Annotated in this window: 17 protein-coding genes; 5 read left to right on the top strand and 12 right to left on the bottom strand. The window is 60.8% G+C overall.

Going from position 1 to position 14,755, the window contains the following annotated elements; genetic code table 11:
* Both AB7245_RS31150 and AB7245_RS31145 read right to left on the bottom strand, forming a co-directional pair.
* Positions 1-471, bottom strand: coding sequence for a (2Fe-2S)-binding protein (locus AB7245_RS31150; protein WP_063982107.1), 471 nt, complete (start codon positions 469-471; stop codon positions 1-3).
* 15 nt (positions 472-486) lie between these two features.
* Complete coding sequence (locus AB7245_RS31145; RefSeq protein WP_439035314.1) at positions 487-1,458, bottom strand: Bug family tripartite tricarboxylate transporter substrate binding protein; 972 nt, start codon at positions 1,456-1,458, stop codon at positions 487-489.
* Positions 1,459-1,695: 237 nt separating this feature from the next.
* On the opposite strand from AB7245_RS31145, the gene AB7245_RS31140 reads away from it, so the two are divergent.
* The gene (locus tag AB7245_RS31140) at positions 1,696-3,786 is read left to right on the top strand and encodes a molybdopterin oxidoreductase family protein (protein WP_439035313.1); all 2,091 of its coding nucleotides are present in this window, start codon (positions 1,696-1,698) and stop codon (positions 3,784-3,786) included.
* A gap of 129 nt (positions 3,787-3,915) precedes the next feature.
* Complete coding sequence (locus tag AB7245_RS31135; protein WP_439035312.1) at positions 3,916-4,698, top strand: enoyl-CoA hydratase/isomerase family protein; 783 nt, start codon at positions 3,916-3,918, stop codon at positions 4,696-4,698.
* A gap of 1,502 nt (positions 4,699-6,200) precedes the next feature.
* Here the strand turns inward: AB7245_RS31135 and AB7245_RS31130 are convergent.
* The 4 genes from AB7245_RS31130 to AB7245_RS31115 all read right to left on the bottom strand — a co-directional run bounded on the left by AB7245_RS31130 (position 6,201) and on the right by AB7245_RS31115 (position 7,398).
* Complete coding sequence (locus AB7245_RS31130) at positions 6,201-6,416, bottom strand: hypothetical protein (protein WP_439035311.1); 216 nt, start codon at positions 6,414-6,416, stop codon at positions 6,201-6,203.
* Between the two features lie 265 nt (positions 6,417-6,681).
* The gene (locus AB7245_RS31125; protein ID WP_166342999.1) at positions 6,682-6,912 is read right to left on the bottom strand and encodes a hypothetical protein; all 231 of its coding nucleotides are present in this window, start codon (positions 6,910-6,912) and stop codon (positions 6,682-6,684) included.
* Positions 6,909-7,229 (bottom strand): hypothetical protein, encoded by a 321-nt coding sequence (locus AB7245_RS31120; RefSeq protein WP_439035310.1) that lies wholly within the window; start codon positions 7,227-7,229, stop codon positions 6,909-6,911. The genes AB7245_RS31125 and AB7245_RS31120 overlap by 4 nt, the downstream gene beginning before the upstream one ends.
* Before the next feature lie 34 nt (positions 7,230-7,263).
* Positions 7,264-7,398, bottom strand: coding sequence for a helix-turn-helix transcriptional regulator (locus tag AB7245_RS31115; RefSeq protein ID WP_439035309.1), 135 nt, complete (start codon positions 7,396-7,398; stop codon positions 7,264-7,266).
* 209 nt (positions 7,399-7,607) lie between these two features.
* On the opposite strand from AB7245_RS31115, the gene AB7245_RS31110 reads away from it, so the two are divergent.
* Positions 7,608-7,817, top strand: coding sequence for a hypothetical protein (locus tag AB7245_RS31110; protein ID WP_439035308.1), 210 nt, complete (start codon positions 7,608-7,610; stop codon positions 7,815-7,817).
* Positions 7,818-8,374: 557 nt separating this feature from the next.
* Here the strand turns inward: AB7245_RS31110 and AB7245_RS31105 are convergent.
* The 3 genes from AB7245_RS31105 to AB7245_RS31095 all read right to left on the bottom strand — a co-directional run bounded on the left by AB7245_RS31105 (position 8,375) and on the right by AB7245_RS31095 (position 9,574).
* The gene (locus AB7245_RS31105) at positions 8,375-8,641 is read right to left on the bottom strand and encodes a hypothetical protein (RefSeq protein WP_157788368.1); all 267 of its coding nucleotides are present in this window, start codon (positions 8,639-8,641) and stop codon (positions 8,375-8,377) included.
* A gap of 70 nt (positions 8,642-8,711) precedes the next feature.
* Complete coding sequence (locus AB7245_RS31100; RefSeq protein ID WP_439035307.1) at positions 8,712-8,864, bottom strand: hypothetical protein; 153 nt, start codon at positions 8,862-8,864, stop codon at positions 8,712-8,714.
* 8 nt (positions 8,865-8,872) lie between these two features.
* Complete coding sequence (locus tag AB7245_RS31095; protein WP_439035306.1) at positions 8,873-9,574, bottom strand: hypothetical protein; 702 nt, start codon at positions 9,572-9,574, stop codon at positions 8,873-8,875.
* 170 nt (positions 9,575-9,744) lie between these two features.
* On the opposite strand from AB7245_RS31095, the gene parS reads away from it, so the two are divergent.
* Complete coding sequence (gene parS / locus AB7245_RS31090; RefSeq protein ID WP_439035768.1) at positions 9,745-10,224, top strand: type II RES/Xre toxin-antitoxin system antitoxin; 480 nt, start codon at positions 9,745-9,747, stop codon at positions 10,222-10,224.
* A gap of 35 nt (positions 10,225-10,259) precedes the next feature.
* Here the strand turns inward: parS and AB7245_RS31085 are convergent, their stop codons facing one another.
* Complete coding sequence (locus AB7245_RS31085) at positions 10,260-10,490, bottom strand: hypothetical protein (RefSeq protein ID WP_038934721.1); 231 nt, start codon at positions 10,488-10,490, stop codon at positions 10,260-10,262.
* Positions 10,491-11,505: 1,015 nt separating this feature from the next.
* Between AB7245_RS31085 and AB7245_RS31080 the strand changes: the two genes are divergently transcribed.
* Positions 11,506-11,706, top strand: coding sequence for a hypothetical protein (locus tag AB7245_RS31080; protein WP_282520785.1), 201 nt, complete (start codon positions 11,506-11,508; stop codon positions 11,704-11,706).
* A gap of 444 nt (positions 11,707-12,150) precedes the next feature.
* Here AB7245_RS31080 and AB7245_RS31075 read toward each other — a convergent pair whose 3' ends face one another.
* A complete protein-coding gene (locus AB7245_RS31075) occupies positions 12,151-13,590 on the bottom strand; it encodes an undecaprenyl-phosphate glucose phosphotransferase (RefSeq protein ID WP_439035305.1) in 1,440 nt (479 codons plus the stop codon).
* Positions 13,591-13,738: 148 nt separating this feature from the next.
* Positions 13,739-14,668 carry a hypothetical protein gene (locus tag AB7245_RS31070; protein ID WP_439035304.1) on the bottom strand — a complete coding sequence of 310 codons (930 nt, stop codon included), beginning with the start codon at positions 14,666-14,668 and terminating at the stop codon, positions 13,739-13,741.
* Between the last annotated feature and the right edge of the window lie 87 nt (positions 14,669-14,755).

Raw genomic sequence — 14,755 nt, 5'->3', positions numbered from 1 at the left:
TCATGACGTCGCCGTCTCCGCTGCCGCGCGCAGCACGGCGCGGACCATGCGATTGTGCGATCCGCAGCGGCACAGATTGCGATCGAGCGCGGCTCTGACCTCGGTCTCCGTCGGCGAGGGATTGCGCTTCAGCAGCGCTGCCGCGCTGATGAGGATTCCCGATACGCAGTAACCGCATTGCATCGCCTGCTCGGAGACGAAGGCGCGTTGCAGCGGATGCGGCTGCTCGGCCGTGCCGAGGCCCTCCACCGTGACGACGTCCTTGTCCGCCACCGACCACATCGGCATGTCGCAGGAGGCCATCGCGCGGTCGCCGACCATGACGTGACAGGCCCCGCACTCACCGGCCCCGCAGCCGAAATGCGGACCGGTGACGCCGAGCCGGCCGCGCAGCACATCGAGCAGCGTCTGGTCGGGATCGGCATCCACGGCTATCGCCGCGCCGTTGAGCTGAAATTGAATGGTCGGCATGATCGCTCTACGGCCTCAGGACTTGTCGAACTTCTTGACGACATCGGCCCATTTCTCGATATCGCCGCGAAGGAATTTTTCGAATTCCTCCGGCGTCATGGACATGGGTACGGCACCCTGCTCGGTCCAGAGCTTTACGATGTCCGGTCGCTTCACCATTGCGTTCACGGCGGCATTGAGCTTGTCGATGACAGGCTTCGGCGTGCCGGCCGGGGCCATTAGGCCAAGCCAGATCGTCGCCTCATAGCCTGCTACGCCGGCTTCGCCAGCGGTCGGCACGTTCGGCAGCACGGCCGAGCGCTCCTTGCCGGTGGTCGCGAGCGCGCGGACCTGGTTCTCGCCAATATTCGGCGCCATCGCCGGCACGGCGTCGATCATCATCTGCACCTGTCCACCGATCACGCCGCTGCGCGCCTCGCCGCTGTTGCGGTAGGGCACGTGGACCACATCGATGCCGGCCATCGCTTTGAACAGCTCGCCGGCCATGTGATAGGGAGTGCCCTGGCCGGAGGAGGCGTAGTTCAGCTTGCCCGGCTGCGATTTGGCGAGCGCGATGAACTCCTGCAGCGTCTTCGCCGGAACCTGCGGGTTCACCACGATGACGAGGTCGGAGTAGTTCACCGGCGCGATCGGCGCGAGGTCGCGCATCAACTCGTATTTGCGCTTGTCCGGCGTCAATAGGGATTCATTCGCGGTCTGGGTGTTGGACATCATCAGCAGCGTGTAGCCGTCGGCCGGCGACTTCGCCGCTTCGACCGTGCCGATGACGCCGCCCGCGCCGGTGCGGTTCTCGACCACGAAGGGCTGGCCAAAGCTCTCCTGGAGCACGTTGCCGATCAGCCGGGCCGCGACGTCCGCGGGCCCGCCGGCGCCAAAGGGCACCACGATCCGGACGGCGTGGGTCGGGTAATCCTGTGCCAATGAGGGGGATGCCGAGAGTGCGGCGAACAGGCTTACGGCCAGCGCCAGCATAAAACGTCGGGCCATTATGCCCACCTCCCTGATGTCGTTCTTGTTGGCTGGCACTGTAGCGGCAGGGAACGTGGACTGTCGACGCCTCACAAAGCTGGTCGAACAGGGAATATCGGGCGGTTTTCGGTGTGATCCCGCAGCATTTCGCAGGCGCGGCAGGAACCGCGGGCGCGCGCGATTTGAGCAAATCGCATGGGCATTGCCGGATAAATGCCCTCGGCTGCCCGCTATTTTGATGTTACGAACTGGGACATGAACCAGCACGCCAAGATCGAAATCCGCCATTCGACCTGTCCGCACGACTGCCCCTCGGCCTGCGCGCTCGATATCGAGGTGGTCGAGGGCCGCAGCATTGGCCGCGTCCGAGGTTCGAAAAAGCAGACCTACACGGCTGGCGTCGTCTGCGCCAAGGTCGCCCGTTACGCCGAGCGCATCCATCACCCCGAGCGGCTGATGTATCCGATGCGCCGCACCGGGCCGAAGGGCTCCGGGCAGTTCGCGCGGATCTCGTGGGACGAGGCGCTGGACGAGATCGCGGATCGCTTCAACAAGGCCGAGCGCGAGTATGGCGCGGAATCGATCTGGCCTTATTACTACGCCGGCACGATGGGGCTGGTGATGCGCGACGGCCTCAATCGCCTCACGCATGTGAAGAAATATTCGCGCTTCTATCAGACCATCTGCGCCAATGTCGGGCGCATCGGGTTCGCGATCGGCACCGGCAAGATTGCCGGCGTCGATCCGCGCGAGATGGCGCTCTCCGACCTCGTGGTAATCTGGGGCACCAACCCGGTCAACACGCAGGTCAACGTGATGACGCATGCTGCCCGTGCTCGCAAGGAGCGCGGCGCCAAGATTGCCGCCGTCGACATCTACGACAACGAGACCATGAAGCAGGCTGACATCAAGATCATCCTGCGTCCCGGCACCGACGGCGCCTTCGCGTGCGGCGTGATGCACGTCCTGTTTCGCGATGGGTACGCCGACCGCGCCTATATGGACAAGTACACGGACTGCCCCGATGAGCTCAAGGCGCATCTGAAGACGCGCACGCCGGAGTGGGCGTCCGCGATCTGCGGCGTGCCGGTGTCCGAGATCGAGGCCTTTGCGAAACTGGTCGGCGAGACCAAACGGACCTTCTTCCGGCTCGGCTACGGCTTCACCCGCTCGCGCAACGGCGCCACCCAAATGCATGCGGCGCTCTGCGTTCCCGCGGTGACCGGCGCCTGGCAATATGAGGGCGGTGGCGCCTTCTTCAACAATTACGCGCTGTGGCACTTCAATGAATCCCTCATCGAGGGCCACGACGCGATCGATAAGACCACGCGGGCGCTCGATCAGTCGCAGGTCGGCCGCATTCTTACCGGCGACGCCGAAGCCTTGCTCGGCAAGGGGCCGATCAAGGCGATGCTGATCCAGAACACCAATCCGATGACGGTGGCACCGGAGCAGGCGCTGGTGCGTCAGGGGTTTGCGCGCGAGGATCTGTTCGTGGCGGTGCACGAGCAGTTCATGACCGAGACGGCCGAGATGGCCGACATCGTGCTGCCGGCGACCATGTTCATGGAGCATGACGATCTCTATTACGGCGGCGGCCACCAGCACATCTCGGTCGGGCCGAAGCTGATCGACCCGCCCGGCGAATGCCGCTCCAACCATCAGGTCATGCAGGCGCTGGCGCCGCGGCTTGGCGCGAAGCATCCGGGCTTCGAGATGACGCCGCGCGAACTGATCGACGCGACGCTGAAGCTCAGCAACCACGGCGACATCGCTGGTCTCGAAGCCGACATCTGGCGCGACCTGCAACCGGACTTCCAGACCTCGCATTATCTCGACGGCTTTGCCCATGCGGACAAGAAATTCCATTTCAAGGCCGATTGGGCGCATCCGCCGTTCGGCCAGACGATGGGCGATTTCGACAAGATGCCGTCGCTGCCGGACCATTGGGCGGTGATCGAGCATACCGATCAAGCCCATCCGTTCCGGCTCGCCACCAGTCCCTCGCGCAGCTTCCTCAACACCACCTTCAACGAGACGCCGTCTTCGCAGGCGCGCGAAGGCAGAGCGAGCGTGATGATCCATCCGCTGGATGCGGCCGCGCTCGACATCGCCGACGGCGATGCCGTGACGCTCGGCAACACCCGCGGCGAGACCACGCTGCTCGCAACGCTGTTCGACGGCGTGCGGCGCGGCGTGCTGATCGCGGAATCCGTTCACCCGAACAAGAATCATATCGGTGGCCGCGGCATCAACGTGCTGACTGGAGCCGATACCATCGCGCCGATCGGGGGAGCTGCATTCCATGACAACAAGGTCTGGATCAGGAAAACGGTCTCGGCCTGAGCGCACGCTTCGCTCGCCCGCCCATTTGTGTCGAGGCACTAAAGCAAGGCCTCGTCGCAGATTGCCCTTGCGCCCGCCGCCCGAGCTGCCGCAAATGGCTGCAAACGGGAGCAAGGAAGCGAGCGTACCATGACCGACACCACAGCAATCATCACCGAAAAGCGTGGGCAGGCGTTCTGGATCACCATCAACCGGCCGGAGAAACGCAACGCGCTGAACGGCGAGGTCATCGCCGGCATCACCAAAGGCTATCGCGACGCGCATGACGACAAGGACGTCCGCGTCATCGTGCTGACGGGGTCGGGCGACAAGGCGTTCTGCGCCGGCGCCGACTTGCAGAATTCCGGCGCGGCGTTCGCGATGGATCATTCCAAGCCGAATGTCGACTATGCCGATCTGCTGCGGCTGTCGCAGAACGCGACGAAGCCGGCGATTGCGCGGGTCGGTGGCGTCTGCATGGCCGGCGGCATGGGCCTGTTGTGCATGACCGACATGGCGATTGCGGCCGATCACGTCATCTTCGGCCTGCCGGAGGTGAAGGTCGGCGTATTCCCGATGCAGGTGCTGAGCCTGTTGCAGAGCATCGCGCCGCCGCGACTCGTCAACGAATGGGCGCTCACCGGCGAGCCGTTCAACGCGAAAGCGGCGCAAGCTGCGGGCCTGCTCAACTACGTCGTGCCCACCGTCGAGCTCGATGCCAAGGTCGACTGGCTGATCGGCCGCATCGTCGACAAGTCCCCGACCGCGATCCGCCGCGGCAAATATGCCATGCGCGCCATCGCCTCGATGTCGTTCGACGAGAGCATCGCCTACACCGAAAGCCAGATCGCGTTACTCGCCATGACCGAGGACGCCAAGGAGGGCCTGAAGGCGTTCAGCGAGAAGCGGAAGCCTGCCTGGACCGGGAAATAGCATTCCCACTCCACGGGGTTCAAAGTAGATCGCAATTGCGAGGCGTTCACCTGTACGTCTCGCGTAAGCTCCAATTATCTCGAGAGCAATCTTCGGTCGCGTAAGCTCTGATGTTGTTGGTGTGGTCGCGACTCCGAACTCGCATCAGTCCTCGTCTGAAGCGCGCCGACAGGAGAGGCTCATCAATGATTGTGGCTCGCGCGAAAACGTTGTCCGTACATTATCGCCGATGGTGCAATCGGCGACGACGCTTGGCCTTAGAGTTTCACGAGCGAGCGGCCTCCGCCCAGTCTCCCCCTTGATTCCGAAGGCGGACTGAGAAGCTTGATCCGTATCGGAAATGACCTTCCGGCAACGGCTTGAGCGTCTGATGGTGTCGAGATAGCGCAACCAAGATGCGTCGAAGCCGATCGGCCGCGGTAGTCGCGAGTTTTGCTCGTCCATTCTCATGAGGGCAAAGTCTTTCGCGGCGCCTCACGCTGCAGAGTACGTCAGGGTCCCCGGGCGACGAACGCTGTACGTAGAACTTTTGAAGCGGGTCGCTCACCCGGTAAATGGACCTCAGGCTTGGCCTTTCAGGGCGAGTTGCTTGGCGGCCTCAAGTAGCAGGCGGCAAAGTATGGCCGCCGAACGCGATAACGTTGCACAAAGCCCTATCGGTCATTGTTATCAGGAAATGATGGCCGACACGCGGATACAAGGGAGCGCGCTTAGCGCCTGTCAAGTACCGGCCTGAGCCACCACGAGTGAGCTTGATCTCCGTCGAAATCGCACTGCGATAGGCGTTCGCCGTGAGGCTTGCCGGTCGGAAAATAAGCTTCGCATCAAGGCGATCACGGCTGGGAATTTCGTGCTTATCTAGGTATCTCGGTCCGAACAGCCAGATCCGCAGTATCCGTCTCGCTCGTGACGGTAAAGCCGACTGCTTTGCCGTTCACTGCTTCCAGCGCGCGAGTCAGTTCCGCCTTCGTCTCTTCCTTTCATGTTTATTTTCACCATGTTGGGGCCGCCTACGCGACCTATTAACAGACACTCGTCCGTTCGGTGACCTCCGGCGATTGCATCGGTAAGATCTGCCTAGAGCACTACCTTGGAATGATGCGTTGCATAACCGCAACCGCTGACCATCTGGCCCGCCGGAGACTCCGGTGCCGGCTGTTGAAAACGGGGACGGCAGCCGGAATCCTGTTAGGCCATCTGTACGTTCGGAGTTAACAGCGTTTTGGCTTGCCGAGATTTGCATGCTTTTGTGTCACGGTGCCGAACGAACTGTAAGGTCCGCGCCGTCGGCTGAGGCCTTTCCAGCGGGCATAGAAGCTTAGCTCGCGGCACAGATTCATCTCACCGCGGATCCAATCACCGACGCCCTGCTGAGGCCGAGGCGGTGAAGTCCCGCCGGAACCATTCCGCTGCCGCCGTTGGGACGAACGGGGGACCCAAAGTCCGGCCGGAGAGCCGTGTCCTCGAAGGAGCCCGAGAGGCAAGGACCGGGTCGATCTCCATCACATCGAAGCAGCCTTGAGAGCCATCCAAGGACGAGTGTCCGAGCGCGTCGCGGCCATGTCGAGACGCGCCCCCTGGCGAAAGCGATCGTCGCAAGGGCGCTGGCGCGCGGAATAGCACTTGACGAAGCCTTCGAAGATCGGCTGTCGATCTACGGCGATGCTGCCACGTTGGGGAAAATGCTGGAAGCCGCGGATCAGATAACGGACTTCCATGCCTACGCCTCCGAGATCGGCATCAAAGATCCGAACTCGCAACCATGAGCTACTGAAACGACGCCGGCACGTCCTCGCGCCGAAAGATCCAGGCGCGGATCTTGTGCGGATGCGGAGAAGACGGTTAACGGCTGGGCTTTAGTTCGGATCGTCCGAACTAAAGTAGTAATTTCCACACCGTAATCCGAGTAGCCGGTAATTCGATGAGCAGCTTGCCTGGGACGGCCGCCGCGCAGCAGGTGACTATCCGTTTTCGGAAACTTCTCTACTGCGGCCCGCAGTGACAGCGGTCCCTGGTGCAGATATCCTTGTGGCCTTCGCGCGGGCGCATGTCGAACTTCGGGCTCGCCATCGACTTCGACGCCTTGTCGGTCTCGGCGATCTGCCGCCTGACGGCGTGGGTCGCGGTGTCATCCTGGGGCTCCAGGCGCAGCGAGACGTTCTCGAGCGCGGTCAGGATCGCGAGTTGATTGCGGAGGGCCAGTTCGATGCTCATGCGGCAACTCCCTGATCGAGGCGCTCGAACGCCTTCTCGACGCCCTTACGAATTTGCGGATCTGCGATCGAGAGGTCCTCGAGGGTGAAGATGAAGTTGCGGACCACGACGTAGCGCAGGCCCGCGTCATCCACCGCCCAGGCCGTACGGCCGCCAGCGCCATCGATACCTTCAACGTAAGGCCACCGATCAGCCTTCCCTGCCTTGCGGCCGGCGCGTTTGCGCATCGCTGCGATCGCGCCCGTCAAGCCTGTGTCCGCCAGCATATCGGCCGTCGCCGTCGGGTTCTCGCGTGGGTCGAACATCAGGATCTGCATCAGACCACCTTCCTGGTGCTTTCCTGCCAGGCCTTCACATCATCGGCGAATTAGGCGATGCGTTGGGAGTGATCGCGCGAGCGGCCGGGAAGTGCCCAGCGTCCATCTCGCGATAGAGCGTCGCTCTCGACATCGGCACGGCCTTCAGCACTTGCTTGACGGACAGCATCGGTCGCAGATCGACAGGCTAATCGTTATTTGCGTTCTCGGTCATCATGAGACTGAGCATGACGCCGCCGCCGACAGCGCGTTAGAGGCACGCATTCTCTCTCCGCAAAAACCACCGTTCACCGTCCACCACCGGCGTCCACCATCCACCACCGTCATTGACGCGCTCTGTAAAATGTTCTCTATTTGTTCTCAAAGAGGAGGCGAGCTATGGCGGGTCGGCGGGCCGCGGAATGGCGACTTCCGACAGAGAAGCAGCAGCGCACCGACGAACTGCGCAAGGCGCTGCTCAACCGGACGCAGTCAGCTCCAACAGATGAAGATGCCTGGTGGGACTCGGTGCTGTCGGATCCTCGCGCCAGGCCGACGACGCCCATTGCTGATCGTGAGCTTGGTCAAATCACTGAGGAGGTGCTGTGAGTCGAGTGCTTGAGATGCATGCGCATCGTCCAGATCACGCGCGCGGATGCGATCAAGCTCTACAGCGTAGGTTCAGTGTGGCGCGCCGTCTGAATGCATCTGTCCGCCGATGGCTGCCAGCACCGCACCGGCAGCCACGAGGAAGACGGCTGCTGGCCGGATTTTCGTTGATGCTAACTAGGTCCGAATCGGCCCTGTTGGGAGCTCCCAACTTTTCGAGTTTTGAGCCAGCACCGCACCGGCAGCCACGAGGAAGACGGCTGCTGGCCGGATTTTCGTTGATGCTAACAGGTCCAAAGCGGCCCTGTTGGGAGCTCCCAACTTTTCGAGTTTTGAGCCAGCACCGCACCGGCAGCCACGAGGAAGACGGCTGCTGGCCGGATTTTCGTTGATGCTAACTAGGTCCGAATCGGCCCTGTTGGGAACTCCCAACTTTTCGAGTTTTGAGCCAGCATTCGCGCCGCCAACTAGGGCCGAAGCGGCCGAGGTGACACCTGTCAACTTTTTGAGTTTTGGCTCCCGGCCTTGTACAGCCGACTGAGTTGGCAGATGCCAACTCAGTCTTCCTGGCTGCGCCGGTGCGCCCACATGGCGACCTTCGCGACCAACAGCCAAACCGATGTCGCGCGGGAGTGCTTCTCGATGCGACCGGTATCTGTCCATGCCCGCACTGCGGTCAGATCGTTGTCTTCCTCACCCACCGTGAACTCGTAGTCGCCAACCCACGCTGAGCCGCCGACATTCGAGATCTCGGCGCGCGCGAGTGTACGGATGAACCTTTCTTGGCCACCTGGAATCAACTCAACTGTCACACGCAGCGTCATCTGAGACCTCCGCATTTTCTCGACTGAACAAAACGTTTAGTCGAAAAAAATCGCCTGACGTCAAATGCGATCAGGGCAGCTTCACGCGGTCGAATTCGGTGAAGACATCCTTCAACCACTTCTTAACCGTCCCGCTCAGCACGGCCAACTGATTGTTGGCACCGAACGCAGCGAAGCCGGAGTTGGACCTGTCGACCGCCTCGCTCGCCTTGGCGGACAACATCGGGATCTTCACTGCGCCAGCGGGGAAGGCGAACTTGGTGTCATTGATGTGGTTGACGATCGCGATGTGACGCATGCCGGCGATCTTCTGCGCGACCGGCGCCAGCTCATCGATCGACGCCTGGTTGTTGCCGGCACGTGCATGATCGTGATGCCAAAGCGGCTAGGATCGAGGAAGCCGATATCCTCCAGGAGCTGCCGCGTCGGCGACAGCAGGCCGGCGCGAACATCGATCACCGTGGCGGTGGCGCCGCTGATCGTGTCGAACACCTTCATCTGGTCGTCGGAGTCGCGCAAGTTCACGATCTCGGTGCGCTCCGGGAAGAAGCGCTTCCGCACGCCTTCGGCGACCTCATTCTCCGTATCGAAGGCTCGGTTGCTGACGCCGCGCGCGTCGAGGAAATCCAGAAAGGCGCGGGTGACGGTGGTCTTGCCGACGCCGCCCTTATCGGCGCCCACGACAAAGATGACGGGCTTGCTGTGCATGGTGGAAGGACCTCCTTGATCCTGCTGCGCGTGAATTCGCGGCAGGCACGATCGCCTCCATGCCGGTGTGCTCGCAAAGAAGAATCGAGTCGATTTAAGCGAACCTTGAGTCTGGCTGGCGACGCCCACCCACCAGGTGGCTACGCAGCATAGCCGACATCCCGCACCGCGAAGCCCAATGGTGCGCGCTCGATCGCTTGTCTGAATGCCCCGGATCTTGGTCATAAGGATGCGACCCAACCATATTCAGTGAGGTGGCTCGACCCGCTTCGAGGCCTTTGAGCATGCGTCCTACCGCAGGATCCCGCGGGCACCGGCCGCAACACCGATCCGCCTTTCTTGAACGTTTGCGCCAACTGTCATAGATGGAACGACACATGACTAAACGACTTCAAATGCGTAAACGAGACACCGACCCGCCACAACCGATTGAGAAGACGCGGCTGGCTGCAGTCGCTAGTCTGCTTGGCGCTCCGTCTACTTTTCGAAAGGTTCCCCAAAGCCCGTTGGAGGCGCATGAGATGCTTCTGAACGGGCTGCCGTCCAGAGCACTGTTACATCTGGTTGAGAACCTGGCGTTTCTTCGCTGGGACGACTCTTTCGCCAAAGCGATTGGAATGAGCCATCGCACCTACCAACGCCATGCCTCCGCGGGAGGCAAGCCACTCAGCCCAGAGCAAAGTGGGCGAACATGGAAGCTCGCGGAAGTCCTGGCGAAAGCAACCTCCATTTTCGGTTCCATGCAGGAAGCTGAGCAATGGTTGGAACGGCCGGCTATCGGCTTGAACCAGCATAAGCCAATCGATCTGTTGGCCACACCGGCTGGTGTTGAGTTGGTGGAAGATTTTCTCGTTCGACTTGAGCACGGTTTCTAAAGTCTGCGCTCAGCTGATCCGTTCGACATGACATATCATTGAGTGGTGCCGTGGTGATTGATCACGGCAAGGATACCGTCAACGAACGCCTGGCACTCAGCGTGGGTCTTGAATGTGCCTTTGTATTTTCCGAATAGGAAGATGGTTCGTCCGTGGCCCTTTCCGAACAAATATTGGCCGATCGGCCTCCCGGCTTCGTCTTTAAGTTCAATGCTGTCGACGCTTTGCACTGCCTTGAGGTCGGTCGCGGGAAGCTTAATCTGCATAAGGTGTCTCCGCTGGATTGAGACCAGAACAGCCTCGCACCTGTTTGGTCAAATCCGCTGCTGCCGCGCCGGCAAGCAAGCCGTTTGTGCCATTATTTCTGGTCGTCCTTGCCGATCCAGAGTTAAAAAGTAAGATGCGCATCTGAAAGCCCTCCATACATCCAACCGCAACCAAAGCGAGAGCTCAAGGGGCGCCACCCTCATTAAGCGGTGGATTGCCCCAATCATCCTTTGACCCGCCGCGACTAAGGCGCGCCCTTCCGCAGCGCAATTATGCGCGTTGTGGAGCCGAGTATATCCCGTGTCAGGGCGCCCTGGCGCCGCCACAGGTGCAGGCGCGCGGGCCGTCCCAAGGACGGTCACGGCTGTTTCTCGCAAACCCAGCCGAGATCGTCACAGTTGATGCACGTCGTGGTCATTGCACCGGCGGCCAGAGGCTAATCCTCACGGGGCATCAGGCGACTCCGCGCAAGGGCAGCGTCAGCTGCATGTCGAGGCGCCTTCGTGGCGTTAGCGGCGATGAAGTCCTGCAGTGCAGGCGAGACCTCCACATCGGTGTCGGCTGCGCGCTGGGCCAGTGCGTCGGCAACGTCGGAAGTCGCATCCCGCGACCAAGGTAGGGCTTACAAGGGCACGTCAACCGCCCGTTCGCACCCCCTGAGGGAGTAAGTCAGACTCCTGAAGGGATTGGACTAGCGCCCGGAGGGAGTGAAAATTGCTGAAACTTGAGATGCGTCAAATCGACGGGGCCCCTCCCATCTAAATTTTCTTCATGTGGGCAAGAACAGTTGTGGGGTTTTCAATCCTTTGTATTTCGGGACCGAGGGCTCGACCAGCCTTGGTGTACCACAAGTTGCGCTCAACTTTCCCTATCATTTCGTCCCTCGCAACGTTCGCGCGGCCCCGGAATATCCCGCCACCGGCGCTAGCTCTCCGCTGCGGCTATTTACGAATGACATAACGGCCAGAACAACACGCTCAGTATATGCGAGGCAGGCCTTTGAGTGACCCGGGGATGCTGAACATCGTGCTGGATGGGTGCAAGGCGGAGCTCCAAATTCTCCAGGCCGAGCTTGATGACTTGCTCGGCTCAAATCCGCTGGACGTGACTGCCGTTCAGGACGTCGCACGACGCACGAGCGCGGTTGCCTTAAATCTCGCAGCGGTCAGCTTTGCGATTCTGGCTGGCCGGCCGTCGGGTGATCCTGTGAACTGAGCAGTTCGCTACCCTTGAGGTAATGGACTGGCGCCATCGAAGGGATAAGAGTTGCGCCGCAGTATCGACCCAGAGTGCCGGCATTGTTGCCGATACCAACAAAAAATGCCAACAAGCTGACGCGCCGTGGCAAAAATAAAACAGCAGGCTCCTTGCAGCAGGGAATGCCCATGCCGCTCCGGTCTCCACAATCGTCCCAACTGGAATCGAACCCGGCTCGGATCGAAATTGCTGCGGGATCGAGCTAACCCAATATCAGGAGGTCAAGGGCGGGTCTTGTCATACGTACCCATCCATTAGGCCCGACGATGTCGAGCGAGACACTTACCTCACAATAGACGACTTTGGCGGTCAGCTCGGTGGCGCATGGCACGAGACCGACGTCGAAAAGCGCTGATCGCGCGACGCTGATCCGCGATATGCTGAACCTACGATAAGAATGGCTCAATAAACGTCCTGACCCGAGAGCGCCACCACAGTCCGCATCATGATGCGGATGTCCAGCCAAATGCTCCAATTTGAGACGTACCATACGTCATACTCGACGCGCTTATTCATCAGATCGATGGTGGGTGTCTCGCCGCGCAAGCCGTTTACCTGAGCCCAGCCGGTCAGGCCTGGTTTGACGTGACGACGACAGGCGTAATTGCCGATCATCTGATCGTAATAGTTGTCGTGCGCGAGAGCATGGGGTCGCGGACCTACTAGCGACATTTCTCCGCGCAGCACATTCCACAGCTGGGGCAACTCATCGATACTGGTCTTGCGCAAGATCCGGCCGGCCCTGGTAACGCGCGCGTCCTCCTTGCTTGCCTGCTTGATCTCGGGACCATTCTCCGAGACCGTCATGCTGCGGAACTTCCAGATATCGAACAACTCGCCGTTGAAGCCACGGCGGGTCTGACGGAAAATGATGCTGCCTGACGAATCCAGCTTGACGACGATCGCCGTGATGATGAGCAAGGGCGCAAGAAACAAAAAGCCGATCGAAGCAAGGCCAATATCGGTGGCGCGTTTCAAGGCTCGCTCGCCGACCGAAAGAGGCGCTCGCTGGATTTCGATCGTGACAGATCCGCCGATGGGTGAGAATGGCCGAGATACAAGGTCGGCGATCTCGGAATCCGGCAGCAGACGGACTGGATTCGGCACCTGACGCAAACATTGGCTCAGATGCTGAAATAGCGGCAGGTCTCGCCAGTTGAAGGCCAGCAGAAATTCGTCGGCGCCTGCGCGACGCGAACTTTGAACGACACTCGCGAGCTCGCGCTTCATTGCGGCTGCGTCAGACTTCAGCGCAGGGTCGAGGACGAAGTGACCTACCACCTGAAAGCCGTTTCTGCGCAGATCTTTGAAACGGGCTGAGGTGAAGTCAAGCGGCTCGCCGCTGATCAAAACGACTCTTCGTTTGGGGGAGTGCCTGCGCGCGAAAGAAGAAGACAGGGCAAGTCGCCAAATCACGCGGTGTGCGACCAGACCAACGAAGCCGGTCGCGGTAAACAGCACGATGGTGATGCGAGATAACTCGGCGGTCGATCTCAGCAGGAAGGCGGAAAGCACGAGAATTGCGAGTGAGAGAAGCCATACGGTCGAGGTATTGCGCAGCTGCAAGCTCGTGTTGGCCAGGTTGTGGTTGTCGTAATAGCCTCTGAAGAAGGAGATGGCGACGAATGCTGTCGCCACAAGGAACGCAACACCAACGGGAGGTTCCCGCTCGGCAAGTGTCGCCATGAATCTGCGGTAGATCAGGTCGGCCGCGGCGTAGCTGAGCAGAATGAGCAGAAAATCGCCGGCCACGATGAAGAATTGGAGCGGCCTCTGGAGTGAGACGCCCCGCCTTGCCGGCATCGGGAATGAGGACTTCGAACCGTATGTGGTTAATGACATGAATGGCCTCATATCAAAGACTTGACGCGGAAATCGTATTCGCGAGAGGTGCTTTCAAAAATCTGCGTCGAGAGGCGACGGCCCCGATGCGATCGACGTAGCTCCTCGCGACGTCTCGACGATCGCGAGGATGAATTGCGTATGGCTCCTATCGCGGCGCCAGGGTCCGCAGACACGGCGAGGGTCCGCTCGCAGTGCGCTGGGTGCTGGCGACAGTGGAGGGGAGCGAAGACTCGGCCAGGGGTGGGGGTGGGTCCGCGACGAACTGCGCCGTGCTACCCGAAAAGAAGTAGAGTGTTGACCAATTGGTAGAGAGCTCGACCCAGTTGCTATTGCCGGCTCCTCGATTGTTGGCACCGTTGTGCAGCGCGTCCGGAGAGCGCCACCAATCGGCTCCGACATTAGCGACCACTTTCATCTCGGGATCCGTCGTCTTCATGTCGATCTGGACGTAAACGGCATCGACGGCGCCGGCGGCGTAGCTACCGCGTCTCACGAGCCACATCAGGTCATTGCGGCCGGAAGGAGGGCCGTCGACAAGGGTGCCTCCATCCGTCTGAACTTCGACCTTCAACTGGACGGCCACGTTCCTCGAGACAATCGCGTCGAAATGGGCTCCGACGATCTCGTTCTCCGACTGGTCTTGCACCAGAACCCATTCCTTCGTGGTGCGGAGGCGAACCCATGTCTTTCCGTTGGCGACGACGATCTTGCCGTCCTTGCCCGGCGTGGTCGCCCCGAACTTTGGAAATACAGACGCTATTCCCGTGACGGCGGTGAAGTCGGCGGGAGGTTCGCCGTTCTCGGGTTTGGAGGCGCCATTGCACCAGGAGGCCGTCTTTGGCGCTCCGGCAGGATATGCTTGGCTATACCCGGTGGTGTTTTGCTCGACGACGCTCGGGACGGCGTTCGGCCTTTCGTTCGCGGCATCGGCACTCTTCGTAGGGAAGGCTAGAATGCCAATGATGCCGAGTGACAGGAGCCAACCTGAGATGGACCGCTCGCAGGCGCAAATCGTACGAGCCTTAGCGGTAGGTGGCGAACAGGACGACGGGATAGAATGGCAAGTGTCAGACATAGACCGACCCATAACCAGTTAAGCGTCTTTTGGATCGTAGGCACCGGCGGTGCTCCGGACTTGACGAACGTCAAGAATGGCTCTGCG

The sequence above is a fragment of the Bradyrhizobium sp. 604_D8_N2_3 genome (assembly GCF_051810765.1).
In the GTDB taxonomy this organism is placed as follows: Bacteria; Pseudomonadota; Alphaproteobacteria; order Rhizobiales; family Xanthobacteraceae; genus Bradyrhizobium; species Bradyrhizobium barranii.
Note: the sequence above shows the minus strand (reverse complement) of the source record. Positions and strands in the feature narration are given on the sequence as shown.

What these genes read in the sequence shown, in the direction of transcription:
- AB7245_RS31150 (WP_063982107.1), bottom strand. Translation starts at nt 471, where the DNA reads ATGCCGACCATTCAATTTCAGCTCAACGGCGCGGCGATAGCCGTGGAT.
- AB7245_RS31145 (WP_439035314.1), bottom strand. Translation starts at nt 1,458, where the DNA reads ATGGCCCGACGTTTTATGCTGGCGCTGGCCGTAAGCCTGTTCGCCGCA.
- AB7245_RS31140 (WP_439035313.1), top strand. Translation starts at nt 1,696, where the DNA reads ATGAACCAGCACGCCAAGATCGAAATCCGCCATTCGACCTGTCCGCAC.
- AB7245_RS31135 (WP_439035312.1), top strand. Translation starts at nt 3,916, where the DNA reads ATGACCGACACCACAGCAATCATCACCGAAAAGCGTGGGCAGGCGTTC.
- AB7245_RS31130 (WP_439035311.1), bottom strand. Translation starts at nt 6,416, where the DNA reads ATGGAAGTCCGTTATCTGATCCGCGGCTTCCAGCATTTTCCCCAACGT.
- AB7245_RS31125 (WP_166342999.1), bottom strand. Translation starts at nt 6,912, where the DNA reads ATGAGCATCGAACTGGCCCTCCGCAATCAACTCGCGATCCTGACCGCG.
- AB7245_RS31120 (WP_439035310.1), bottom strand. Translation starts at nt 7,229, where the DNA reads ATGCAGATCCTGATGTTCGACCCACGCGAGAACCCGACGGCGACGGCC.
- AB7245_RS31115 (WP_439035309.1), bottom strand. Translation starts at nt 7,398, where the DNA reads ATGCTGTCCGTCAAGCAAGTGCTGAAGGCCGTGCCGATGTCGAGAGCG.
- AB7245_RS31110 (WP_439035308.1), top strand. Translation starts at nt 7,608, where the DNA reads ATGGCGGGTCGGCGGGCCGCGGAATGGCGACTTCCGACAGAGAAGCAG.
- AB7245_RS31105 (WP_157788368.1), bottom strand. Translation starts at nt 8,641, where the DNA reads ATGACGCTGCGTGTGACAGTTGAGTTGATTCCAGGTGGCCAAGAAAGG.
- AB7245_RS31100 (WP_439035307.1), bottom strand. Translation starts at nt 8,864, where the DNA reads ATGTTGTCCGCCAAGGCGAGCGAGGCGGTCGACAGGTCCAACTCCGGC.
- AB7245_RS31095 (WP_439035306.1), bottom strand. Translation starts at nt 9,574, where the DNA reads ATGACCAAGATCCGGGGCATTCAGACAAGCGATCGAGCGCGCACCATT.
- parS (WP_439035768.1), top strand. Translation starts at nt 9,745, where the DNA reads ATGCGTAAACGAGACACCGACCCGCCACAACCGATTGAGAAGACGCGG.
- AB7245_RS31085 (WP_038934721.1), bottom strand. Translation starts at nt 10,490, where the DNA reads ATGCAGATTAAGCTTCCCGCGACCGACCTCAAGGCAGTGCAAAGCGTC.
- AB7245_RS31080 (WP_282520785.1), top strand. Translation starts at nt 11,506, where the DNA reads ATGCTGAACATCGTGCTGGATGGGTGCAAGGCGGAGCTCCAAATTCTC.
- AB7245_RS31075 (WP_439035305.1), bottom strand. Translation starts at nt 13,590, where the DNA reads ATGTCATTAACCACATACGGTTCGAAGTCCTCATTCCCGATGCCGGCA.
- AB7245_RS31070 (WP_439035304.1), bottom strand. Translation starts at nt 14,668, where the DNA reads ATGTCTGACACTTGCCATTCTATCCCGTCGTCCTGTTCGCCACCTACC.